Origin of the sequence: Mesorhizobium quangtriensis, assembly GCF_040081925.1 — a bacterium.
Classification (GTDB): domain Bacteria; phylum Pseudomonadota; class Alphaproteobacteria; order Rhizobiales; family Rhizobiaceae; genus Mesorhizobium_K; species Mesorhizobium_K quangtriensis.
The window spans coordinates 282,251-306,100 of sequence record NZ_JBEBMF010000003.1 but is presented as its reverse complement, the minus strand read 5'-3'; the positions used below and the strand labels follow the sequence as shown (position 1 = coordinate 306,100).

Here is a 23,850-nt window from a genome sequence, read left to right as displayed (position 1 = left end):
CTGGCAGACGTCAATCTTAGGCGTCACCGGACAGGATGCGCGATGCGCAAGAGCGTCCCGCTGCGACGCATTTCGACCTTCGGCGTTCAGCTACTCGCACTGAAAGCGGCTGAGCGCCCAGTCCTTGGACATCGAGGCAATGTCGGAGATGCGCCAGCGGCCGCCTATGTCCTTCAGCCGCCACTGCACGGCCTGTTCCTGCCCTTCTGCCATGAACTTTGCGACAACGGTCGCGTCGTTTTCGGTGATCAGTTCCTCGAGCTTCAGGGTAGCCACGACCTCGGCTGGATCGAATTTCGTGTCGTTGAACGGCAGCGATGGGTCGAGGCAGCCTTCCTCGCCGCCCTGCCGTATCTCGTCGTTGAGGTTCAGCACCTTGCGCGCCGGATCGATGAAATTGCCCCTTGCCGACTGCTCGAGTTCGAGTCCTGGCTGAAGATAGAACGGCCGGACAACCTCGCTGGCCGGTCCGGCAAAGGCAGCCTCCGCGCCGATCGAACATATCAAGCCCAGTCCTGCTCCCATCGCACTTCGCATGATCGCCCCCCGGCTCGCGCACCGCTCTGTTCCCTAGTTCAGGGGCAGCCGGCGGTACCTTCCCGGCATGCCCGGATCATGAAAGTGCCCCATCGGACCATGCTCGGTAAAGTGGGTCGCCCATTTCTTCATCGCAGCCGGATCGAGTTCAACGCCAAGCCCGGGTCCCTCCGGCACCCGCACCGTGTTGTTCTTCTGCCGGAACGGTCCGTCCCTGATCACATCGCCGACCTGCCAGTGGAACAGTGACTGCGACGCCTCTGTGATCCACTGGGTAGCCGCCGTGACGTGCAGATAGGCAGCGGTCATGATGCCGAGATCGTTCGAATAGCACCAGAAACCCTTGCCCATGGCCTCGCAGGCGGCGATGAACTTGAGCGTCTTCGACAGTCCGCCGAGAACGGCGAAATTGCACACGAAGGTGTCAGGCGCGCCGAGCGCGACCGCGCGCCGGAGATCGGGCACGTGAGTGGAAAACGGGATGCGCGAGTGCTGGCGCAAAGCCGCCATTTCCTCGAAGGTCGCGACCGGATCCTCGTAGTTGCGGATGTTGTAGGGCTCGATCTCGCGCAGGATCCACCGCGCCGCCGTCAGCGACCACTGCATATTGGAATCGAGCTTAAGCTGCGCGTCCTCGCCGAGCGCCTCGCGCAGCATGCGCACCGTCCTGATCTCCAGCGCCGGGTCGCCCATGATGAGCTTGCCCTCGAAGATGGTCGAGCCGTGCTCCTCGCGCATGCGCAGGCAGTAGTCGACGATCGCCTCTGGCGTCATCTGCCCACCTGACCCCTCGTGCTCGGGGCGGAAGGCGAAATATTCCGAGAAGGGAATGTCCTTGCGAACCGCGCCTCCGAGAGCCTTGTAGAGCGGTTCACCATGAACCTTGCCGCGTATGTCCCAGAGCGCCAGCTCCACCGAACCGAACGCCACCGAAGCCGCGTTCTCCCCTGTATTGGCGGTGATCTGCCATGGCGGCACGCAACGGCTCTCGCAGTCGGCGATATCAAGCGGGTCTGCGCCGATCAGCGCCGGCGCGATCTCGGCCTTGACCACCTCGCCGAAGTGCCACCACGGTGCCTCTCCTAGGCCGACGACGCCCTGGTCCGTCTCCACCTCGATTATCGACTTCGAAGCGCCGCCGTAGAGACCGGCCGTCCATCAGAACGGAGCATCGAGGCGGGACGTTGACGTGGGTGACCTTGATCCCGGTGATCTTCATCTCAGTACCAAGCGTCCTGCATGGATGCTTTCTTACGTTCAATGAAATCCTTCAGGGCGTCGTCGATCGCCTCGTCCAGCGGCGGCGCCTGGTATTCGGCGAGCGCGCGCTTCCAGCGCCGGTTGGCGCGGATCGCCGCGTCTTCCGAGCCCGCCGCCTCCCATTTCTCGAACGGCTCGTTGTCGGCGATCTCGCTGTCCCAGAAGGCAGTCTCGTAGTTCTGCATCGTGTGGGCGCAGCCAAAGAAATGGCTGCCCGGACCAACCTCGCGGAAGGCCTCCAGCGCCAGCTCGTTGTCATCGATCTTCACGCCGTCGAGATAGGTATGCAGCGCGCCGCAGAAGTCGGCGTCCATGACGAATTTCTCGTAGGACATGGAGAGAAGCCCATCGAGGAAACCTGCCGAGTGCAGGATGAAGTTCGCGCCGCAATGGACGGCGGCCAGCATGGACATGGTGCCCTCGTTCATTGCATGCGCGTCCGGCAGCTTCGACGTCGTGAAGTTGCCGGAGCAACGCAGCGGCAGGTTCAGCCGCCGCGCCAGTTGGCCGACCACCATCGAGCCGATTGCCGGCTCCGGCGTGCCGAAGGTCGGCGAACCTGAGCGCAGCGACATCGAGGACAGGAAGTTGCCGAAAATCACCGGCGCTCCCGGCCTTTCGAGCTGCGTCAGCGCGCAGCCGGCCATGGTTTCGGCAAGCGACTGGGCGATCGCGCCGGCATTCGTCACAGGCCCCATCGCGCCGCCGAGGATGAACGGCACGATGACAGCCGCCTGGTTTGCGCGGGCATAGGCGCGCAGCGCTGTCGTCATCGTCGCGTCCCAGACGAGTGGCGAGTTCACGTTGACGTTGCCGAGGATCACGCAGTTCCGGTTAACGAAGTCCTCGCCGAAGACGATGCGCGCCATGTCGATGGAATCCTCGGCGCGGCTTTCGGCCGTCACCGAACCCATGAAGGGACGGTCGGAATACTTGATATGGCTGTAGACCATATCAAGGTGGCGCTTGTTCACGGGAACGTCGACCGGCTCGCAGATGGTGCCGCCAGAGTGGTGCAGCCATGGCGAAGATTGCGCCAGCTTCACGAAATTCCCGAAGTCCTCGATGGTGCCGTAGCGGCGGCCCTTGTCGAGATCCATCACGAAAGGCGACCCGTAGGCGGGTGAGAAAACAACGCTTTTTCCGCCGATGATCACCGAATTGGCCGGGTTGCGGGCGTGCTGGGTAAACTCGGCCGGCGCGGTCTTGAGGAGCTCGCGCAGCATGCCCGGCTCGAATTTTACGAGGACACCGTCGATCTTCGCGCCGGCGCGCTTCCAGTGGTCGAGAGCCACAGGATCGTCCCGAAATTCGATGCCGATTTCAGCAAGGATGCGGTCTGCCGTCGCTTCGATGCGAACAAGGCTTTCTTCCGAGAGGATGTCGTAGGTCGGGATGTTGCGGAGGATGTAAGGCCTTCCGAGACCTTCCGGGCCATGCGAGCGCAGCTCGCGTCGCGCGCTGCGGCCTCCGCGCTCTCGGCGTTTTGAGGGTTCCTGCGCCAGTGCCGTCGCTGCGTCGCTCATGTTCACCCCGATCAGTTGAACTCACGCTAGCGCCCCGTAACCCGCCTGTGACGCTGGAAAATCCTGATCATTTGTATAAGCTGTGTTTATGCAAACCCTCCGACAGCTGCTCCCCTCCGCCGGCGCGCTCATCGTCTTCGAGGCGGCCGGCCGGCTGTCGTCCTTCACCGCCGCCGGGCGCGAGCTAGGCATGACGCAGGCCGCCGTCTCCTATGCTGTCAAGGGAATCGAGGATCAGCTCGGCGTCCAGCTCTTCCAACGCAGGCACCGGCAGGTGCGGCTGACCGAGGCGGGCGAGCGCTTCTTCGCCGACGTGACGCTCGGCCTCACCCACATCCGCAAATCGGCCGAGGAGATGCGGGCGCTAGCCGCCGGCCGCCACGTCACGCTGTCGGCTTCCACCGCCTTTGCCTCGTTCTGGATGATGCCGCGCCTGCAAAAGCTGCGCGACGACCTGCCCGGCATCGACCTGCGTATCCAGACCGCCGACCGCGACCTCGACCTGGTCGCCGAGACCATCCCGCTCGGCGTGCGCGGCGGCACGCCCGAGGAGTTCCCCGACTACGAGATGATGCGGATCGCAGACGAGGAGATCGTCGCCGTGGCCGGGCCGTCCTATCTCGCACGCGCCGGCACGCCGGCTGCGCCGGCCGAGCTTCTCTCGCACCGGCTGATCCATCTGGAGGAACCGTTCCGCCGGGCGGCCGATTGGCGCGAATGGCTTGGCTCGGCGGGCGTCGCCGGCGCGCCGCCGCGCGGGCTGGTCATCAACGACTATGCGCTGGTGATCCAGGCCGTGATGGAGGGTGAAGGCATAGCGCTTGGCTGGCGGCATCTTACCGAGCGGCTGCTGTCGCGCGGGCTGCTGGTGCGGGTGACCGACCATTCCATGACCATGGAGGCCGCGTTCTATGTCGCCTGGCCGAAGAACCGCCCGCTGAACGATGGTGTGCGCCGCGTGCGCGACTGGCTGGTAGCGAACGCGTAGCCGGACTGGCACGATCGGGGGATCGCAAGCCACCGGACCTGCCCGCCGCCTCGAATCCCTGTATAATCAGCCCATGCCCATCCGCCATCTTTCCGAAACGATGATCAACCAGATCGCCGCCGGCGAAGTCATTGAGCGTCCGGCAAGCGTGGTGAAGGAACTGGTCGAGAACGCGCTCGATGCAGGGGCCTCACGCATCGAGGTTGCGACCGGTGGCGGCGGGCTGTCTTTGTTGCGTGTGGTGGACGACGGCGGGGGGATCGCCGCCAGCGAACTGATGCTGGCGGTCGCGCGCCACTGCACCTCCAAGCTGTCCACCGACATCCACGACATCCGCTCGCTCGGTTTTCGCGGCGAGGCCCTGCCCTCTATCGGCTCGGTATCCCGGCTGGCGATCCGTTCGCGCACGCCGGAAGCTGACGCGGCAGCCGAGATTTCCGTCGATGGCGGCCGCGTTTCCGCCGTGCGTCCCGCCGCCGCCAACCGGGGCACATCGGTCGAGGTGCGCGATCTCTTCTTTGCGACGCCGGCCCGTCTCAAGTTCATGAAGGGCGAGCGCGCCGAGAGCTCGGCCATCACCGATGTGGTGAAGCGCATCGCCATCGCTTTCCCCGCCGTGCGCTTCACGCTGTCGGGGACCGACCGGTCGACGCTGGACCTGCCGGCAACGGACGACAGCGATGAAGGCTATCTGCGCCGCATCGCTCAGGTCATGGGCGATGATTTCCCTCAAAACGCACTCGCCATCGATGCGCAGCGCGAGGGCGTGACGCTGGCCGGCCACGTCTCCATCCCGTCGTACAGCCGCGCCAACGCCTTGCAGCAATATGCTTATGTGAACGGCCGGCCGGTGCGCGACAAGCTGATCGCGGGCGCTATTCGCGGCGCCTATGCCGATGTGATGGCCCGCGACCGCCACCCGGTCACCGTGCTGTTCCTGACGCTCGATCCGGCGCTGGTGGACGTCAACGTGCACCCGGCCAAGGCCGACGTGCGGTTCCGTGACCCCGGCCTCGTGCGCGGGTTGATCGTTGGTGCGATCAAGCAGGCGCTGGCGGGCGCCGGCATCCGCCCGGCGACATCAGGCGCGACCAGCCTCGCCGGCGCATTCCGGCCGGGCGCGGCGGCATACGGACATTCAGGACCGGCGAATGGCCACCGCAGTTTCGACCCCGCCTTCCGCGCCTCGACCTCCGGCTACGACCCCGCGCAATCCCCCTACAGGCCGCTCGGCCAGGGCTTGGCTGAAGCCGCGCAGGCGGTATTCGACACCGGACCCGTCGCCAGCGCCGACGCCCGCGCTGGAACCGCTTCGCTGGACGAAACGCTGCTTGGCATGGAACTCGGTGCGGCGCGCGCGCAGGTGCATGAGAACTACATCGTGGCACAGACGCGCGACTCGCTGGTCATCGTCGACCAACACGCGGCGCATGAACGTCTGGTCTACGAGGCGCTGAAGAACGCGCTGCATGCGCGGCCGATGCCTGCGCAGATGCTGTTGCTGCCCGAAATCGTCGACCTGCCCGAAGACGACGTCGAGAGACTGGCGATGCATGCCGAGACGCTCTCCCGATTCGGCCTCGGTATCGAGCGTTTCGGCCCCGGCGCGGTCGCGGTGCGCGAAACGCCGGCCATGCTCGGCGAGACCAATGTCGGGCAATTGATCCGCGACCTCGCCGACGAGATCGCCGACAACGACACGGTCGACAGCCTCAAGGCGCGGCTCGACCGCATCGCATCGACCATGGCCTGCCATGGCTCCGTCCGCTCCGGCCGGCTGATGAAGGCAGAGGAGATGAACGCCCTGCTGCGCCAGATGGAGGCAACGCCGGGGTCGGGCACCTGCAACCACGGACGTCCCACCTATATCGAGCTCAAGCTCGCCGACATCGAACGCCTGTTCGGGAGGCGATGAGTTCTCCCCAAATCGGCCAGAATCTGCATCATTGGTGTCTAAGGGCAAATCTGGGGGTCTCTTGCGCACAATCTTGGGCTTTTCATCTCTCGTCGCCGCAACACTCGCGGGCTCGCCGTCAGTAGCCGCGACGGAAATCACCTTCGACGATATGGCCTGCGCCGCGGAGCGCGCGGTCTACACGCTGAAGAGCAACCCGGCGTTCAGCGCAGGCTTCATCCCGGCGAAGCACTTCGCCAGCACGCCATCCAACCTCTACTTCTGGATCAAGTCGCCGCAGCGCACCTATTGGTTCACCTTCGGCATGGGCGTTGGATACACCGGCATTTCGCTGGGTCCGGTCGGTGATCCATATGTGGCTGACGGGGGCGACCCGGACAACGGGCCGGTAGACATCGAACCGGACGACACCAGCACCCATTCCCTGCGCATCTACCCGATGCAGCGTGATTTCACGGTGCTCGAAAACCCGCCAAATGCAGGCGATCCGGCCCCGGATGTTTGGTTCGCACCCGAAATTGGCTCCGTCCTCTGGTATTCGCCGCGCGACGTGACGCTGGACGAGACCGCCGAGAGGGACCCGATGGAGCGCGGGGTGTTTATTCGCACCGGCTGTCTGGACAGCGCTCCACCGCCCGCCTTGCCTTGAGCGCAAGGTCGGCGGCTTGACCTGTCCCGGGATTTGTGGCGGAACAAGGCGATGATGAACCGTTTCGAAGGCCCCGGCGCACGGGAAGCCCGCATCCGCTACCTCGATGGCGATTTCCAGGTCACCAGCCCGGGCGCGTTCGTGCGCTGCGCCGTGACCGGAGAATCCATCCCACTCGACGAACTGCGCTACTGGAGCGTCGCACGCCAGGAAGCTTATATCGACGCCGCGGCGTCGCTGAAGCGCGAGATGGAAGTCAATCCAGCGTTGGCCGGGCACGCCGCCTGACCCTCGCTTTCAGCGCGAAAGTCGCCTGTCGCGCCAGCTGTTCTGGGTTTCGGAGATAATGCGCCGCGTCGCATTGGCGTTTTCGAACACGGCGTCGATCTCGAGCACGTTGAGCTTGTCGATCAGTTCCGAGGGCGCGATGCCGTTGCGCAGCCGGGCGAAGTCCTTCGCCGTTGTGATCACCTCTAGGCCACCCTCGCGGGCGGTCGTCACCAGATCGGTCAGCTCGCCGTTGGAATAGAAGTGATGGTCCGGGAAGGATCGAGACGTCACGATCTCGCCGCCGGCGTTGGCGACCGTCGCGAAGAACTTTTCCGGATGGCCGATGCCTGCGAATGCCAGGAAACGCCTGCCGGCGAATTTCTCCGCGCTACGCGCCTTCAGCCATGCCTCGAAGATCGGCTTTCCCGCGCGCGCAGCCTGCCTGACGACCGTCTCGCCCGCCTGGTCGTCGCCCATCCGCACGATGCCGGTGGCCAGGCGCACCTGGTCGATGAGCGGCGCACGCAAGGGACCGCCGGGCAGCACATGGCCGTTGCCGATGCCATAGCGTCCGTCAACCACCACCAGCGCATAGTCCATATGGATGTGCGCGCTCTGGAAGCCGTCATCCATGATGATGAAATTGCAGCCGCGGTCGAGCAGAAGATTCGCCCCGGCGACCCGGTTCGGCGTCGTTGCGGTCAACGCGTGATCGGAAAGCAGAAGCGGCTCGTCGCCGACCTGCCGCGCGCTGTCCTGCTTGCGGTCGACCACGTGCGGCTCGTGGATCGTCCCGCCATAGCCGCGCGACAGGAAGCCCGGCGTCAGGTTCATCTGCTTGGCTTGCTTGGCCAGCGCGATGGCGACCGGCGTCTTGCCTGTGCCGCCGACCGTGAAGTTGCCGACGCAAAGCACGGGGACGTCGAGCCTTTCGCGGCGGGCGTTGACCATTCTGCGGCGCGCGATCGATCCGTAGACGCGCGAGACCGGATAGAGCGCGCGGGCGCGCCAGTCCGTTTTCTCCCACCAGAACGGAGGCGCTTCTGCGGCCATGTTTCTAACGTGTCCCCCTCAGACGCGACTTGACGATCAGCGGCTGGATAAAGGGCTCCAGCGCCTTCATCGTCTTGCCCAGCGCGCCGCGCATTTCCTCGACCGTCGCCACGCCGGCCGCCATCATCCTGCGGCGCGGCGCATCGTTGAGCAGCAGGAAGTTGATCGCGCCCGCTAGCATGTCGCGGTCGGCTACCAGCTTGGCTGCGCCGCCGTCGATCAGCCTTTGATAGGCCTCACGGAAATTCTGCACGTTGCGCCCCGACAGGACGGCCGTTTCCAGCATCGCGGGTTCGAGCGGGTTCTGTCCACCTTCGGCCGTCAGCGAGCGCCCGACGAAGGCAACCTCGGTCAGCCGCAGATAAAGCCCCATCTCGCCGATGGTATCGCCGAGCAGGATGTCGGTATCGGAGCGTATGCGATCGCCTGAACTGCGCTTCACCACCTTCAGCCCCATCGCAGCGAATTCGGCGGCCAACGCCGGCGCCCTTTCAGGATGGCGGGGTACGATGATGGTGATCAGGCCGGGGTGGCGCGAGCGCAGCAGCAGATGGATATCCGCCGCCATCCGCTCTTCGCCATCATGGGTCGAGACTGCCGCCCATGTCGGACGCAGGCTAAGCTGGCGCGAGATGGTCTGCAGCGTGCGAACATCCACTGGCGGCGGGTTGGTATCGACCTTCAGATTGCCTGATACGGTAACTGGCCGCGCGCCGAGCGTCTCGAACCGCTCCGCATCCTGATCGGATTGCGCGACAACATGCGACAGGTTCTCGAACAGCGCTTCCGCGATGAAGTGCCGTTTCTGCCAAGCGTTGAAGGAACGCTCCGACAGCCGCCCATTCACGAGCACCTGCGGTATCCGCCTGAGCCCGAGTTCCATGATCGTCATCGGCCAGATTTCCGATTCGGCGATCAGAGCCAGGTCGGGCTGCCAGTGGTTAAGGAAGCGGGAAATGGCCGGCTTGAGGTCGAGAGGCACGAACTGGTGGATGATGCGGTCACCCAGCCGCTCGTCAGCGACCTGTGCTGACGTCACCGTGCCCGTGGTCAGCACGACATTGACGCCGAGGTCGAGGATGTTCTCGATCAGCGGTACGATGGCGATCGTTTCGCCGACGCTCGCCGCATGCGCCCAGATGAGCGGACCCTCGGGGCGGGGCCTGCCGGCGTAGCCCGAGCGTTCACGACGACGGTTAGGGTCTTCCTTGCCCTTCGTTGCGCGCCAGGCGACATAGGGACCGACGAGCGGAAAGGCGGCCGCGCCCGCGAACCGGTACGCTGCCAGTACAGTGCGGGCCCACTTCTCGCTCATGCGTCACCATCGGCAAGCGCATAGGCGTGGTCCGTCGTCGCGTTGAGCCGTTCCGTTACCAGCAGGCGCTTGCGCTCCAATTCAGCATCGTCAGCGTCCTTGGGCACGTAGATCAAGTCTCCGACGGCCACCGCTCCCTTGCCGAACGGCAGGAAGATGGTGGTCTTGTCCCAGCTTCGCTCGAGCACCTTTCGCCGGCTGGTCGCGAAGGCCATCGGAATGATCGGCCGTCCCGAGATTCGGGCCAGAAGGACTATCCCCAAGCCGGCCTCGCGTGGCGTTCCGTGCGGTATGTCTGCGATCATGCAGACGTTGTTGCCGTCATCAAGCGCCTTTTTCAGGGCAACGAGTGCGCGCGCCCCGCCCTTGTCCAGGCGATGCCCGTTGTCACGTCCTCCCGAGCCGCGAACGGCCCCGATTCCGAACTTCTGCACCACCATCGCGTTGAGCTCAGCGTCGGCGCTGCGCGAGACCATCGCAACCAACCCGCGCTTGGGCGGATAGAAGACCGGGGCAAGGATATGCTGGCCGTGCCACAGGGCGATGATGAAGGGCTGCTCGTCCTCATAGACGTCGTAGAGATCGGTCGAGCCGGGGGCGAGCGGGTTGGTGCTCTTGATGAGACGCAACCCCTGGGCAATCAGCGACGTGATCGTCGCCTTGGCAAACCGGGACTCGACCAGCGGTCCGCGAACCTTCGTCCAGAAGGCTTTGCTGCGGCGCGAAGCGGGCCCGCTGGCCGCAGGCCGCTCAGCCGGCTCTGCTGTAGTCTGGTCCTCCATGCTTATTCCGATCCGCCGCCCTTCGCCTCCGGGTCGAGCAGCCGGTGCAGATGGACGACGAAGTAACGCATGTGCGCGTTATCTACGCTGGCCTGGGCCTTGGCCTTCCAGACGGCGTGGGCGGTCTTGTAATTCGGGTAGACACCGACGATGTCCAGCGCGTCGAGGTCGCGGAACTCCGTGCCCCCGAGCTTCTTCAACTCGCCGCCGAATACGAGGTGCAGAAGCTGTTTTTCACTCTCGCTGCCGGACATTGTCTTGATCCTGACTGTTTTGCCGCCTGTCTAGCGCATCGATCCGGAAATCGGAATCGATTTGTGACGAGCCGCGCCGACCAAAGTTCGTGCCGCTGCGTCATCACGAAGAATATCGCATGGGTCGCGCACTATCCGAAGAATCGTACGCTTTTCAACTGTTTCCGTTCAGGCTTCGCCGCGAATGGCGCGGATCATGGCCCCGAGAAGTTCACCACTCCCAGCGACGAGCGAACCGTGGACCGTCTCGCGGCCGCCATAGGTCGGCGAAACGCCACCAGCATCGAGGATCGCCCCACCGGCTTCGTGCAGGATCAGGTCGGCCGCCGCGAGGTCCCAGTCCTGCGAGTTCGGCTTGATGAACGTCCCGTCGAGCCGGCCTTCGGCCACCATCGCTATGCGGTAGGCGAGCGACGGTATGTATTCCGACCGCTTCACCCGGTCCCTGAGGCCGGCCGGCATCGCGTTGATCATCGATACCGGGCCGCCGACCATGGCCGGCGATTGCGGCGCGCCGATGCGGAGGGGCTTGCCGTCCTTGAAGGCGCCCGCTCCGGCCGTCGCCAGATATGTCTCGTTTTTCGCCGGGCATTCTAGCACGCCGACGAGCGGCCGACCACCTTCTGTCACCGCCGCCGAGACGCACCATTCGCGGCGTCCGTCCAGGAATCCGCGCGTGCCGTCGATCGGATCGATGATGAAAGTTCGGCGCGCCTTCAGCCTCGCGGCATCGTCCGCCGTTTCCTCGGATAGCCAGCCGTAATCGGGCCGCGCCGCAAGCAGCGTCTCGCGGAGGTACTTGTCGGCCGCGTAGTCTGCTTCGCTCACCGGCGAACTGCCGCCCTTCAGCCAGACCTCCGGGTTCTGGCGGAAATAGCCCATCGCGATCCTGCCTGCCTCGCGCGTCGCGTCTTTCAGAAGCGCAAGATCGGCGGCCAGATCAGCAGCCACTCCGGCGTCGATGGCGTGGTCAACTGCCGGCAAGGGTCATGCCTTCGATGAAGAGCGTCGGGCTCGCGGTTGCATGATGCCTGTCGAGGTCGCTGGCCGGAACCATCCTCATGAACATGTCCTTGAGGTTGGAGGCGATCGTCACCTCCGCGACCGGATAGGCAAGTTCGCCATTCTCGATCCAGAGACCGGAAGCACCTCGGCTGTATTCGCCGGTGATAATGTCGACACCCTGCCCGAACACCTCCGTGACGTAGAAACCGGTCTTCAGCGACTTGATGATGTCTTCCGGCGTGCGCTCGCCCGGCTCGATGGCAAGGTTCGTCGAAGAGGGCGATACCGATGACCCGCCGCGCGCGCCGCGTCCGTTGGTGACCAGGCCGAGTTCCCGCGCGGCCGAGGTGGACAGGAACCAGTGGTTCAGCACACCTTTCTCGACCATCAGCAGTCTTTCGCCGGCAACGCCCTCACCGTCGAACGGCCGCGACGCCTGTCCCCGCACGATACCGGGATCGTCGGTGACGGTAATGCCTGCGGATGCAACCTGCTGGCCCATCTTGTCGCGCAGGAAGCTGGTCTTGCGGGCGACCGAAGCGCCGTTGATCGCGCCTGCGAGATGCCCGGCGATGCCGCGCGCCACACGCGGGTCGAACACGACATCGACGGTCCCGGTCTTCGCCTTGCGGGCATTCAGCCTGCGAACGGTGCGCTCGCCAGCCTTGCGGCCAATCTCCTCGGCAGCCTCGAGGTCGGCAAAATGAATTCGCGACGAGTATTCGTAGTCGCGCTCCATGCCGGTCCCCTCGCCGGCGATCACGCTGGCCGAACGTCCGAAGCGCGAGCCGACATAATGTCCGACGAAACCATGCGATGTCGCCAGCACCATGCCGCCGAGCCCGGCGCTTGCGCCGCTGCCTCCGGAATTGGTGACGCCCGGCACCTCAAGCGCCGCCGCCTCGGCTGCCAGGGCCGCGTCGCGCAACTCGTCCGCCGAGACTTCGATGGGATCGTAAAGATCGAGATCGCGCACCGCCTTGGCCAGCAGGTTGGCGTCGGCAAGACCCTGATAAGGGTCTTCAGGCGAGACTTTCGCCATGGCCACGGCGCGTTCGGCCAGCGTCGCCGGATCGGACGAGGCAGTGGCGGAGATGCTGGCGACACGCTGGCCGACGAAGACGCGCAATGACACGTCGTCGCCTTCGGACGAATTCGTGCCTTCAACCTTTCCCAGCCGCACGGAGACGCTGGTCGAGCGACCGCGTACGGCGACCGCATCCGCCGCGTCGGCGCCCGCCCTCTTCGCCGCGTCGACAAGGGCGGCGACCTGGTCGGTCAGTCGCTTGGCGTCCGGTCCTTCATTCATCAAATTGTCCTGACGGCGTAAAATGGCGTTGCGCACCATCTATTGCGCCGACCCCGCTTCTGCAATGGCGGAACCGCCGCTTCAGGCCGCTTGCCTGGCCTTGACCGCCGCATCGACTGCCCATTTCAGCTCTTCCTTGATGCCGGCGGTTTCGGCCAGCAGAGCATCGATCTTGAGGAAATCCAGCACCCGGTACTTCGAGACCGGCGGCCGCAGCAGGATGTCGGGCCGGCATTTGTGCAGCGTGTTGGAAATGATCGACTGCATGAGCAGTTGCGTTGCGCCGAACATCAGGTCGACGGAGGTCGGCTTGCGGCCTTCCACCTCCTGCGGCGCGCCGACAACGTCGACGGCGATGACGATATCAGCCTTGCCGTGCAGCAGGTCGAATGGGACCGGGTTATAGATGCCGCCGTCGATGTAGGTGCGCCCGTCTTTCACCACCGGCGCGAACACTGCCGGGATCGCCGCAGAAGCCGCCAGCGCACCGCGCAGATCGCCCTGGGAAAAGATCTTAGCGTGATGCCCGTAGTAGTCTGTTGCAGTGACTTGCAGAGGGATTGCCAGCTCTTCGAAGCTTTTTGGAACATGATGCGGCAGGAAAGCGTGCAGGACGCGCTCGAGATTGAACTGTGCGACCTTCAGCCCGCCAACGATCTCGCCCAATGATTGCGGCCGCACGCTCCATATGCGGCTGACGATTTCCGCACGACGCGAGAGGATGGAGCGGGCATAGTCCTCGATCTGCTGTCCGGTCATCCCGGAGGCGACCGCTGCTCCCATGATCGCGCCGATCGAGCTTCCCGCAATCGCGACGGGTCTGATGCCGAGTTCATCCAGCGCTTCGATGGCGTGGATATGCGCAAGCCCGCGCGCGCCACCGCCGCCGAACGCCACCGCGAATGTCGGCCCTCCAGTTGAGCCGCCCTCCCGGCCGGCCGACGCCTTGTAATTCATCCCTTGGTCCCTTCCTCGAACGCCGGTCCGATCACGAGAATGGCGGGCTCGACGCTCAGAAGCTTCCTGGCGACCTCTTTCACCTGTTCAAGTGTCACGCCGTTTATGAGCGCGTCGCGACGCTGCATGTAGTCGATGCCAAGGTCTTCCTGCTGCAGCGAGAGCAAGGTTGCCGCAATCGCCTCAGAACTGTCCAGATTGTTCAGCGCGTAAGAGCCGATGATGTATTTCTTCGTCGCGGCGAGCTCCTTCTCGGTTGGCCCCTCCTCCGTCATGCGCCTGATGACGTCGCGGATGACGCCGAGGGTTTCGGGCGCGCGGTCGGAACGGGTTGCGGTCCTGATGACGAGGCCGGACGAATACTTGTTGGTCACCACGCCCGAGCTGACGCCGTAGGCCAGTCCGCGCTTTTCCCGGACCTCATTGAAAAGCCGCGACGAGAATGCACCGCCCCCGCCAAGAATCTCGTTCATCACGTAAGCAGGGAAGAAATCGGGCGACGAGCGGGCGACGCCCGGAAAGGCCAGTTGCAGCGATGTCTGCGGCAGGTCGTAATCGACCCGCACTTCCTGCCCAAGCTTGAGGTCGACCATCGGAACGGGCCGGAGATCCGCCTTTTCCGGCAGTTCGCCGAACAGGTCGTCCAGTTTCCGCTTCAGCGTCTCGGCGTCGATCGCACCGACCACCGACACGTTCAGCGTGTCCTTGGCGAAGATCGCCTTGTGATAGGCGCGCAGGTCGTCGACGGTGATGGTCGCCAGCGTTTCCTCTGTGCCGTCGTCGGGACGCGCATAGGGGTGGTCGCCATAAAGGGCTTCCTGCCATTTTACCTGGGCTGCGGTTTCCGGGTCGCGGGCATTCGCCACGATGCCGGCCACGATCTGTGCGCGGATACGGTCGATCGGCGCGGCATCGAACCTCGGTTGCTCGACTGCGAGCTTCAAAAGGTCGAGCGCCTCGTCGCGCCTGTCGGCCAGCATCCGCATCGACCCGTAGATCGTGTCTCGCCCGGCGCCAAAACGCATCTCGGCGCCCGCTTCGTCCAGCTTCGTCTGGAACGTGTCGGAATCGAACTCGCCCGCACCTTCATCGAACAGCCCGCTGATAAGCTCCGACAGGCCCTCCTTTCCGGGTGGGTCCTGTGTGTTGCCGCCCTGGAAGGAGAAGCGGATCGTGACGATCGGAACCGTGTAGTCCTCGACCAGCCAGGCGGTGATGCCCTTGTCACTCTTCACTTCCTGGATCGCCACCTCGGCGAATGCCGGAACAGGCGTGGCTGCGCCAAGCGCCAGGAGGAAGGCGAAGGCCGAAACCCGAGTCATTTGAAAGAGTTTTGTCATTTCACTCACGTCAGTTCTGAACGGGTTCGGCTGGCAGGAGATACCCCGTGACCGAGTTTCCGGCCTTGAGATACTTCGCTGCGACCTTCTGGATATCGGCGGCGGTCACCTTCCTGATCCGGTCGGGCCATTGCTGGACATCCTCGACCGTCCCGCCCGTGGCGAGTGACGCGCCGTAGATGTTGGCCATGGATGACTGGTTGTCACGCGCGAAGATCATCGAACGCACGAACCGGTCCTTCGCCGCCTCCAGCTCCCGCTCGCCGACGCCGTCCTTGACGATAGCGGCTATCTCCTCATCGACAGCCCGCTGCACTTCATCGAGCTTTGCGGTGCCGCGGGGCGCGCCGTAAACGGCGAATGAGGCCACATCGAGCCTCGTTCCGCTGAAATAGGCTCCCGCCGACGAGGCGAGGCCATTCTTCACCACCAGCGCCTGGTAAATACGGCTGCGCATGCCTCCACCCAGTATCTCGGACAGAAGGTCCAATGCCTCGGCCTCGCCGGGCTCGGCCGTGTTGTAGGAAGGTACCAGCCAGGTCTTGGAATAGCTCGGCGTCGTGACGCGCGGGTCGGTCAACGTCACAGTACGCGCGGTATTCTGCTCCGGCTCGGTCGGGCGCAGCCTTGGCGGCAGGTCCGGCCCGCGCTTCAGCTGCCCATAGGTCTTTTCGGCCAGCGCCCGCACCTCGCCGGCATCGACATCGCCAGCCACGATCAGGATCGCGTTGTTGGGCGCGTAGTACTGATTGTAGAATGCCACGGCATCGGTGCGGTTGAGCTGCTCGATCTCGTGCATCCAGCCGATCACCGGCACCCGATAGGGATGGTTCTGGTAGAGCGTCGCGTTGACCTCTTCCGAAAGCAGTGCCTCCGGGCTGGTCTCGATACGCAGTCGGCGCTCTTCCAACACGACGTCCCGTTCCGGCCCGATCACATTGTCGGTCAGGATGAGGTTGCGCATGCGGTCGGCCTCATACTCCATCATGCTTTCTAGCGCGTCCGGAGTGACCGTCTGGTAGTAAGCCGTGTAGTCGTTGGAGGTGAAGGCGTTCTCGCTGCCGCCGATCTCGGCGATCCTGGCGGCGAACTCGCCGGCCTTATGCTTTTCGGTGCCCTTGAACATCAGGTGCTCGAAGAAATGGGCAATGCCGGATTTGCCGGGCGGTTCGTCGGCGCTGCCGACCTTGTACCAAACCATGTGCGTGACGATCGGCGCGCGACGGTCGGGGATCACCACCACCTGCATGCCGTTGTCTAGTATGAAGCTGGAGATTTCGTTTTCGACCTGCGCCTGTGCGACGGGCGTCGCCGTGGCAGGTGTCGTGTCCGCGTGCGCTGTCCCCGCCAGACCCGTCGACAGGATCAGGAGGGCCGCGCCAAGCCGCAGCCTCCGGCCCAAAAAGCTCTTCGATTCCATATCTGCTCCGCTGATTTGCGCGCGAAACTACAGGGAACGGCCCGCCGCCTTAAGTTAATTGTTGGTCATGTGGGCGGGAAAAGAGGCCGAATTCAGTTCGCTTCGATGAAGCGGACCGTCGTCTCGCCGTAGTTGCGTTCGTCGAGGACGGAAAAACCCTCGCCCGGCGCGAACAACGCCGAACTGGTCTCTTCCACGACGCACAGCGCGCCGGGTGCAAGCCAGCCCCCCTTGCGCGCCGAACTCAAGGCCAGTTCGCCCAGGCCCCTGCCATAGGGCGGATCGGCAAACAGCAGCCCGAAGGGCGCGATGGTTCCCGCATCGCCCAGACCGGTCGCGTCGCGCCGAAATATCTTGGTGCGACCGACCAGCCCGAAGGATTCCACGTTGGTGCGGATCAGCCCGCGTCCCTCCGTCGAATCCTCGATGAACAGGCAGTGCGCCGCGCCACGCGACAGCGCCTCGATGCCCAGCGCGCCCGTGCCGGCGAAAAGGTCGAGCACGCGCGCGCCTTCGAGTTTGTCGGCGAAACGATGCGCCAGCACGTTGAAGACAGCCTCCCGCGTCCGGTCCGTCGTGGGTCGGATGGACTGGCTGCGCGGCGTGGCGAGCGGACGCCCGCGAAATTCACCGCCGACGATGCGCATCGCCTAGCTGCGTCCCCCACCGCGCGGCCCTCGCGGACCGCCCTTGCCGGGACCATTGCGAGTGCTGTGAGGCCTGTCGCCCTCACGAGGCTTGCGTGGGCCGGGTTTGCCGAAGGGTTTTTTCGTTGCCCGCCTTGCTTCTACCTCAGCCTTCTCGGCCGCAGCGCGTCCGGCACCAATCGGCCTTGCGCCGGGGGCCATCCAGACATTCGCCTTGCGCTGTCCGGGCGGCTCGATCGGGCGCTGCTCGCGCTCGCGCTTTCCGCCGCGCGACGGCCTAGGGCTACCCTTGTCGGCGAAGGAGGCGAACCGGTCGGGCCGTTCGCCGAACTTGGCCGGTCGCTCAGGTCGCTCGCCGCGTTCCAGTTTCGGGCGCTCCGGCCTTTCTCCGCGCTCGAATTTCGGTCGGTCGGGCCGGGTCGAAAGCTTTCCCAGAGCCTCGTCGCGCGCGCCTTCGCGACGCTGGCGTTTCTTGATCAAGCCGCCCTCGCCGATCCTGCCACGCTCACCGTCGCGCTTGAACTTCGGACGCTCCTCCAACGGCTCGGACCTCGATGACTCGCGCCGCACCGGGTGGTTGGAGAACTGGTTGACGATGGGCGCTTCGAAATTCGCGCCCGATTCCTCGACCAGCCGCTCTCCGAGCTGGTCACGCAGCATGCGTCCCTTGATCTCCAGCACATGCCCTTCCGGCAATTCGCCGAGCTGGAACGGCCCGTAGGAAATGCGGATCAGCCGGGTCACGTCGAGGCCGAGCGCGCCAAGGATGTTCTTGACCTCGCGGTTCTTGCCTTCGCGCAGGCCGATCGTCAGCCACGCATTCGTTCCCTGCTCGCGATCCAGCGACGCCTCGATCGCGCCGTAGAACACGCCATCCACAGCGATGCCGTCCTTGAGGCCAGCAAGTGCCTTCTCCTCGACCTTGCCATGCACGCGTACGCGATAGCGCCGCAGCCAGCCGGTGGCCGGAAGCTCCAGCACGCGAGCCAGCCCGCCATCATTGGTCAGCAGCAGCAGGCCCTCGGTGTTGATGTCGAGGCGGCCGATGGTCATCAAGCGCGGAAGATCGGTCGGCAGCGCGTCGAAGACGGTCTTGCGACCCTCGGGATCGCGGTTGGTGGTGACTATACCGGCAGGCTTGTGGAACAGGAAAAGCCGCGTGCGCTCGATCGCCGGAATTTCGGTTCCGTCCACCTCGATCTTGTCGTTCGCGGTGACGTTAACGGCGGGCGAATCCAGCTTGCGGCCGTTAACGCTCACACGGCCCGCCGCGATCAGGTCCTCGGCATCCCGGCGCGAGGCGATACCGGCCCGCGCCAGACGTTTCGCGATGCGCTCTTCAGATACCCCTTCAACAGCCTCAGCGCTTTTGGCGAATGGCTTTCGTGGACCGTCGTCATGGCTTTTCGAGCCATAGGAACGACGCTGCCCCTCATGGCTCTTCGAGCCAAACGACCTTGCGCCGTCCCGGCGCGGACGTTCCGCGCCACCGGCTTCAGCACCCTGAGGGCGGGGCTTCCATTCGCGCCGTGGGCGTTCCGCACCGCCGGCTTCAACACCTTGCGGACGTGGCTTCCACTCGCGCCGTGGGCGTTCCGCACCGCCGGCTTCAGTGCCTTGCGGACGTGGCTTCCACTCGCGGTGCTCGCCGCCGCCGGCCGAACGTCCTCCGCTTTCGCGGTCGGGCCGCTTGCCAAAAGGCTTGCCTTTGCCCGCGGCGCGTTTGACAAAAGGCTTGCCATCGCCACGCGCGCCGTCGGGCTTGAAGGTGCGTGGCCCACGGTCCGCTCTGGCATCGCCCTCGGAGCGCTCAGGTCGCGCATATGGCCGCTTTGACCTGTCCGAACCTTGCTCGCCGTCGCTCTTCTCGAAGCGCTTCTTGCCTCCGTCGGCTCGAAACGGCTTGCCGCCCTTTGGCGGTCCCTTGCGGAAGTCGTCCGGCCTGCGTCCCGGTGCGCCCGGTTTCGACCCGCCGGGCTTCTTTCCGCGGTTGCGGGGGCGATTGTTGTCTCGTTCGTCGTTCATGTGGCCTTTGCCTCTTTGGGCGCGTAGATAACAGGATCGTTTCAGCCTTGCGAGGAAATAGAGATTGGTTGCCGGCCGCACGAATTTCATGGGCGAAGCGCTCGCCGAGGCCGAGGCAGCCGGCCGACGCGGCGAAGTGCCCATCGGCGCAGTGCTAGTAAACGGTGGCGACATCGTCGCGCGTGCCGGCAACCGAACCCGCGAACTCTCCGACTCTACCGCTCACGCCGAGATGCTGGTCATCCGCGAGGCTTCGCAAAAGCTCTCCGCCGAACGCATCGGCGAGGCGGACCTCTACGTCACGCTCGAACCGTGCACCATGTGCGCCGGCGCGATCTCGTTCGCACGTATACGCCGCCTCTATTTCGGCGCCACTGACGAAAAGGGTGGCGGGGTCGTCAGCGGCGTACGATTTTTCGCCGCGCCGACATGCCATCATGTTCCGGAGGTCTATTCGGGTTTGGGCGAACGGGAGTCCGCCAACCTGCTCAGGACGTTCTTCAGCGAACGCCGGTGAAGCCTGGACCTTTAGTTGGCGCTAGAGCCAAGGAATATAGTCCTTGAAGGTTTTCTTGCCGCCGGCTTTTGCTTCTGCCTTCAGGCGGCGCTGCTTCTGATATTCGGGCTCGCCCAGATCGTCGGTCGCGGCCGTAGCGGCCGGCTGGCGATAGTCAAGTGGCGGCTCGGTCAAAGTCCTGCGTACCGTCGGGCTACCCTGCATCGCAACAGCCTTTGCCTGCCGGGCCTTGGCGCCGAGTGCATTGAGGTTTTCTGCTTCGCCGGCTTTGGCAACGCCAGATTCCGAACTGCGTCCCGACGTGCCGAGCTTCGTGTTCTTCGAGGCACCGCCTGGCGACGTGCCCAGATCATTCACGATGCCGGAGTTCCAATTCGGATCGTCCTGATTCTCGGTCGCCTCGGCGCGAAGGCGTGCGCGTCGCTGTTCCGGCGACTCGGGCCACTGACCGGCGTCGGCGGTGACAATGCTATCCTGCGGTGCCGGAAGCTCCGTAGTCGGCTTGGTCGGCTTGACCAGTTCCGCGCGGGGTGCGTACTCGGCGCTCGTCCTCTTCGGCGCCATCGACAACATGCCGCTGATATCCGATGCAAGCTGCTCGTTGGCGCTGACGCCCGTGCCGTATGTCGGCGAACTCATGCAGCCCGACACAACCAGGCCGGATACGAGTAGCGGCGCGGCAACGATCATCCGTGCGCCAAAACGTTCCTTCATCGACACCAGTCCCACTAAAAACCACCTCTCCGTCGGCCGAACAGTCGCCCAGCCGCGCATCCTGCGCATATCGGACGGAAATCCGGCGACAATTTGTCGGCCGGATTGTCCAATGTTTACCTTAAGGGTCCGTCAAGGGCAACTTTGCGCCCCGCAACGTCCCATCACGGATGCGTCAGAGACGCCCGAGCCGCCGCAATTCATGCAGCACTTCAGCATCGCGCGCGGACACGTCCGGGAACGCCGGATCGTCGCCGACATCGGCCGTGTAGCGCCAGGAGCGAGCGCATTTCCGCAAGCCCCGATCCTCGGCATTCTCAACCAAAACCGCTACGCCCGGAACGTCCGGCAGCATGAAAGCGCCCGCCGGAGCCTGATGGTCCGTGATGTCCAGCCCGCTCGTAATGGCAACCTCGGCCATGTCGACGCCGGCGATCGCTTCCTTTAGTGCCCCATCTGTCAGGTAGACCACCGGGACGGCTTCGAGCGACGCGCCGATTGTCTTCTTCGCTCGCTCGATCTCCAGCGCGCCGGTGACGGCACGGCGCACGTCCTTCACCTTCTCCCACTTGGCCGCAAGCCCATCGTGTCGCCAATCGGCCGGAATCGCGGGGAACTGCTCCAGATGCACGGATTCCTTGCCCGGATAGCGATCCAGCCACGCTTCCTCGGTGGTGAAGGGCAGCATCGGGGCCAGCCAGGTGACGAGGCACTCGAAGAGGTGCCTGACCACCTGGACCGAAGCCTTTCGCTTGAGGGTCGATGGGCCTTCGCAGTAGAGCGCGTCCTTGCGGATATCGAAATAGAAGGCCGAGAGCTCGACATTCATGAAATCGAGCAGCGAGCGCGTCACCCGCTTGAAGTCGAAGGCGTCATAGCCGGCCCGCACGACCTGATCCAATTCCGCCAGGCGGTGCAGCATCAGCCGCTCCAGTTCCGGCATCTCCGCCAGCGGAACCGTCGCGCCGTCGTCATGCGCCAGCGTGCCCAGCATCCAACGGATGGTGTTGCGCAGCTTGCGGTAGGCGTCGATGTTGGTCTGCAGGATGGTCTTGCCGAGCCGCTGGTCCTCCCAGTAATCGGTCGTCACCACCCAGAGGCGCAGGATGTCCGCGCCCGACTGCTTGATGACGTCCTGCGGCACCACGGTGTTACCGAGCGACTTCGACATCTTGCGGCCTTCCTCGTCCATGGTGAAGCCATGGGTGACGACCGCGTTGTAGGGCGCCCTGCCCCGCGTGCCGCAGCTTTCCAGCAGCGAGGAGTGGAACCAGCCGCGATGCTGGTCTGAGCCTTCGAGATAGACGTCGGCCGGCCATTTCAGGTCGGGGCGATCTTCCAGCGTGAAGGCATGCGTCGAACCGGAATCGAACCACACGTCGAGGATGTCCTTGACCATCGTCCACTTGGCGTGGTCGTGGCTGTTGCCGAGGAAGCGCTCCTTTGCGCCTTCGGCAAACCAGGCGTCAGCGCCCTCTGCCTCGAAGGCATCGACGATGCGCTGGTTCACGCCCTCGTCCTTCAGGACGTTGCCGTCCTCGTCCACAAAGACCGCGATCGGTACGCCCCAAGCGCGCTGGCGCGACAGCACCCAGTCGGGCCGCTCCTCGATCATTGCACGCAGGCGCGTCTGCCCTGCCGCCGGGACGAAGCGCGTGTCGTCGATCGCTTTTAGCGCGCGGCTGCGCAAGGTCGTGCCGTCCTTCAGGTCGTGGTCCATATAGACGAACCACTGCGGCGTGTTGCGGAAGATGATTGGCTTCTTCGAGCGCCAAGAATGCGGGTACTGGTGCTTCAGCCGACCGCGCGCAAACAACATGTTGCGCTCGATCAGCGCATCGATGACCGCCTTGTTCGCGTCGCCCTTCTTGCCGTTGTCGTCGATAACGCGGGCCGGCCCGCCCTCACGATCCGGCCCGAAGCCAGGCGCGTCCTTCGTGTAGAAGCCGCCATCGTCCACGGTGAAGGGGATGGTGGTCTCGATGCCGCGCTTGCGCAGTTCCGGAGCCGCATCCATCCACGCGTCGAAGTCTTCGCGACCATGGCCAGGTGCGGTGTGCACGAAGCCGGTGCCGGCGTCGTCTGTGACGTGGTCGCCGGGGAGCATGGGAACGGTGAACTCGTAGCCGCCTCCGAGACCTTTCAGCGGATGGGAAAGCTGAATCGCTTCAAGTTCTTGCGCTGAAACGTTGCGGATCAGATTCAGCTTGAGCTTGGCCTTGGTAGCGGAGTCCTCGGCCAGATTTTTCGCAAAGATCAGCTTTTCGCCAACGCGCGGGCCGAAATCGTTCTCGACTTCCGCGACTGCATAGAGGCCGTATTCGACGCGCGGCGAATAGGCGACCGCCCGGTTGCCGGGGATCGTCCAGGGGGTGGTCGTCCAGATGACGACTGAAGAGGACCAAAGATCCTCTTGCGTTCGTAGCGGATGATCCTTTGCGACTGGCCCGTCACGGACAATGTGTTGCGGAACAACCGGGAACTTCACCCAGATCGTGTCGCTCTCGTGGTCGTGGTATTCGATCTCGGCTTCGGCCAGCGCGGTGCGCTCGACCACGCTCCACATCACAGGCTTGGAGCCGCGATAGAGCTGGCCGCTCATGGCGAATTTCAGCAGTTCGCCGGCGATGCGCGCCTCGGAATGATAGGCCATCGTCGTGTAGGGGTTCTTGAAATCGCCGACGACGCCGAGCCGCTGGAACTCCTCGCCCTGCACGCCGATCCATTTTTCGGCATAGGCCCGGCATTCGCGGCGGAACTCGATCATCGCCGCAGGGTCGGAAAGATCCGGCTTCTGCCTGCCCTTCGAGCGATAGTTCTCCTCTTCGATCTTCCATTCGATCGGCAGCCCGTGGCAGTCCCAGCCCGGCACGTAGTTGGAGTTGTAGCCGCGCATCTGGAAGGAGCGCGTGATCACGTCCTTCAGGATCTTGTTCAGCGCGTGCCCTATATGGATGTTGCCGTTGGCATAGGGCGGGCCATCATGCAACACGTAGAGTGGACGGTCCCTGGCATCCTCGCGCAGGCGTTTGTAGAGGTCCATCTCCTGCCAGCGCTTTACAGCCAGGGGCTCTTTTTCCGGCAGGCCGGCGCGCATCGGGAAATCCGTCTGCGGCAGGTTGAGCGTCTTTGAGTAGTCGATCTTCTCGGCGGTGTCGGTCATCGTTCTGCCATGGTGCATGCCCGTGGGGCGCAAGCCTTCGGGCGTTGAACTATCATGTTCTGGAAAAAGCGCGAGGGAACTTCGCGCAAAAAGTCCCGGCGGCTCCGGCAGCCTTCAGGCTGCCCGGAACACCGGGCTCATAATTCGTATCGCCGCAAAGGGTATGCGCGAAAAATGCGTCATGCCGCGCTTCTAGCCGAGACC

21 protein-coding genes are annotated in these 23,850 nt (G+C 64.4%); 5 read left to right on the top strand and 16 right to left on the bottom strand.

Translation table 11 applies throughout. The features are described 5' to 3' along the window. Nucleotides 1-90 precede the first annotated feature (90 nt). The 3 genes from ABMA32_RS17235 to ABMA32_RS17225 form a co-directional block, all read right to left on the bottom strand. Nucleotides 91-537: a hypothetical protein gene (locus ABMA32_RS17235; protein WP_349015042.1), complete on the bottom strand. Its 447-nt coding sequence runs from the start codon at nucleotides 535-537 to the stop codon at nucleotides 91-93. Nucleotides 538-570: 33 nt separating this feature from the next. Continuing rightward, nucleotides 571-1,650, bottom strand: a complete 1,080-nt coding sequence (locus ABMA32_RS17230; RefSeq protein ID WP_349015041.1) for a mandelate racemase/muconate lactonizing enzyme family protein — start codon at nucleotides 1,648-1,650, stop codon at nucleotides 571-573. A 107-nt stretch (nucleotides 1,651-1,757) separates the two neighbouring features. Then, nucleotides 1,758-3,323 carry a trimethylamine methyltransferase family protein gene (locus ABMA32_RS17225; protein WP_349015040.1) on the bottom strand — a complete coding sequence of 522 codons (1,566 nt, stop codon included), beginning with the start codon at nucleotides 3,321-3,323 and terminating at the stop codon, nucleotides 1,758-1,760. A gap of 88 nt (nucleotides 3,324-3,411) precedes the next feature. On the opposite strand from ABMA32_RS17225, the gene ABMA32_RS17220 reads away from it, so the two are divergent. The 4 genes from ABMA32_RS17220 (at nucleotide 3,412) to ABMA32_RS17205 (ending at nucleotide 7,163) form a co-directional block, all read left to right on the top strand. Continuing rightward, complete coding sequence (locus tag ABMA32_RS17220) at nucleotides 3,412-4,311, top strand: LysR substrate-binding domain-containing protein (protein WP_349015039.1); 900 nt, start codon at nucleotides 3,412-3,414, stop codon at nucleotides 4,309-4,311. Nucleotides 4,312-4,384: 73 nt separating this feature from the next. Beyond that, nucleotides 4,385-6,226, top strand: coding sequence for a DNA mismatch repair endonuclease MutL (gene mutL / locus ABMA32_RS17215; RefSeq protein WP_349015038.1), 1,842 nt, complete (start codon nucleotides 4,385-4,387; stop codon nucleotides 6,224-6,226). A 61-nt stretch (nucleotides 6,227-6,287) separates the two neighbouring features. After that, nucleotides 6,288-6,875: a hypothetical protein gene (locus ABMA32_RS17210; protein ID WP_349015037.1), complete on the top strand. Its 588-nt coding sequence runs from the start codon at nucleotides 6,288-6,290 to the stop codon at nucleotides 6,873-6,875. A gap of 51 nt (nucleotides 6,876-6,926) precedes the next feature. After that, nucleotides 6,927-7,163, top strand: coding sequence for a DUF2093 domain-containing protein (locus tag ABMA32_RS17205; protein WP_349015036.1), 237 nt, complete (start codon nucleotides 6,927-6,929; stop codon nucleotides 7,161-7,163). A 9-nt stretch (nucleotides 7,164-7,172) separates the two neighbouring features. On the opposite strand, the gene lpxK is transcribed toward ABMA32_RS17205, so the two are convergent. The 11 genes from lpxK to ABMA32_RS17150 all read right to left on the bottom strand — a co-directional run bounded on the left by lpxK (nucleotide 7,173) and on the right by ABMA32_RS17150 (nucleotide 19,252). After that, a complete protein-coding gene (gene lpxK, locus ABMA32_RS17200; protein ID WP_349015035.1) occupies nucleotides 7,173-8,198 on the bottom strand; it encodes a tetraacyldisaccharide 4'-kinase in 1,026 nt (341 codons plus the stop codon). Nucleotides 8,199-8,202: 4 nt separating this feature from the next. Beyond that, the gene (waaA, locus tag ABMA32_RS17195; RefSeq protein WP_349015034.1) at nucleotides 8,203-9,513 is read right to left on the bottom strand and encodes a lipid IV(A) 3-deoxy-D-manno-octulosonic acid transferase; all 1,311 of its coding nucleotides are present in this window, start codon (nucleotides 9,511-9,513) and stop codon (nucleotides 8,203-8,205) included. After that, nucleotides 9,510-10,295 carry a lysophospholipid acyltransferase family protein gene (locus ABMA32_RS17190; RefSeq protein ID WP_349015033.1) on the bottom strand — a complete coding sequence of 262 codons (786 nt, stop codon included), beginning with the start codon at nucleotides 10,293-10,295 and terminating at the stop codon, nucleotides 9,510-9,512. Before ABMA32_RS17190 ends, waaA begins: the two co-directional genes overlap by 4 nt. A 2-nt stretch (nucleotides 10,296-10,297) precedes the next feature. Further along, nucleotides 10,298-10,549, bottom strand: coding sequence for a DUF4170 domain-containing protein (locus tag ABMA32_RS17185; RefSeq protein WP_349015032.1), 252 nt, complete (start codon nucleotides 10,547-10,549; stop codon nucleotides 10,298-10,300). A gap of 168 nt (nucleotides 10,550-10,717) precedes the next feature. After that, nucleotides 10,718-11,533: a 3'(2'),5'-bisphosphate nucleotidase CysQ gene (locus ABMA32_RS17180; protein WP_349015031.1), complete on the bottom strand. Its 816-nt coding sequence runs from the start codon at nucleotides 11,531-11,533 to the stop codon at nucleotides 10,718-10,720. After that, on the bottom strand, nucleotides 11,520-12,863 hold the full coding sequence (locus ABMA32_RS17175; RefSeq protein WP_349015030.1) for a TldD/PmbA family protein: 1,344 nt from the start codon (nucleotides 12,861-12,863) through the stop codon (nucleotides 11,520-11,522). Before ABMA32_RS17175 ends, ABMA32_RS17180 begins: the two co-directional genes overlap by 14 nt. 81 nt (nucleotides 12,864-12,944) lie before the next feature. Further along, the gene (locus ABMA32_RS17170; protein WP_349015029.1) at nucleotides 12,945-13,820 is read right to left on the bottom strand and encodes a patatin-like phospholipase family protein; all 876 of its coding nucleotides are present in this window, start codon (nucleotides 13,818-13,820) and stop codon (nucleotides 12,945-12,947) included. Beyond that, entirely contained in the window at nucleotides 13,817-15,160 is a 1,344-nt protein-coding gene (locus ABMA32_RS17165) for a M16 family metallopeptidase (RefSeq protein WP_425475554.1), read from the bottom strand. Before ABMA32_RS17165 ends, ABMA32_RS17170 begins: the two co-directional genes overlap by 4 nt. Before the next feature lie 10 nt (nucleotides 15,161-15,170). Beyond that, on the bottom strand, nucleotides 15,171-16,580 hold the full coding sequence (locus tag ABMA32_RS17160; protein ID WP_349015028.1) for a M16 family metallopeptidase: 1,410 nt from the start codon (nucleotides 16,578-16,580) through the stop codon (nucleotides 15,171-15,173). A gap of 92 nt (nucleotides 16,581-16,672) precedes the next feature. Next, a complete protein-coding gene (rsmD, locus tag ABMA32_RS17155; protein ID WP_349015027.1) occupies nucleotides 16,673-17,227 on the bottom strand; it encodes a 16S rRNA (guanine(966)-N(2))-methyltransferase RsmD in 555 nt (184 codons plus the stop codon). Nucleotides 17,228-17,230: 3 nt separating this feature from the next. Next, the gene (locus ABMA32_RS17150; RefSeq protein ID WP_349015026.1) at nucleotides 17,231-19,252 is read right to left on the bottom strand and encodes a pseudouridine synthase; all 2,022 of its coding nucleotides are present in this window, start codon (nucleotides 19,250-19,252) and stop codon (nucleotides 17,231-17,233) included. An 88-nt stretch (nucleotides 19,253-19,340) separates the two neighbouring features. On the opposite strand from ABMA32_RS17150, the gene ABMA32_RS17145 reads away from it, so the two are divergent. Then, nucleotides 19,341-19,769 (top strand): nucleoside deaminase, encoded by a 429-nt coding sequence (locus tag ABMA32_RS17145; protein WP_349015468.1) that lies wholly within the window; start codon nucleotides 19,341-19,343, stop codon nucleotides 19,767-19,769. 21 nt (nucleotides 19,770-19,790) lie between these two features. On the opposite strand, the gene ABMA32_RS17140 is transcribed toward ABMA32_RS17145, so the two are convergent. Together ABMA32_RS17140 and ileS are read right to left on the bottom strand one after the other, a co-directional pair. Further along, nucleotides 19,791-20,483, bottom strand: a complete 693-nt coding sequence (locus ABMA32_RS17140) for a hypothetical protein (protein ID WP_349015025.1) — start codon at nucleotides 20,481-20,483, stop codon at nucleotides 19,791-19,793. A gap of 175 nt (nucleotides 20,484-20,658) precedes the next feature. Further along, nucleotides 20,659-23,646: an isoleucine--tRNA ligase gene (ileS, locus tag ABMA32_RS17135; protein ID WP_349015024.1), complete on the bottom strand. Its 2,988-nt coding sequence runs from the start codon at nucleotides 23,644-23,646 to the stop codon at nucleotides 20,659-20,661. Between the last annotated feature and the right edge of the window lie 204 nt (nucleotides 23,647-23,850).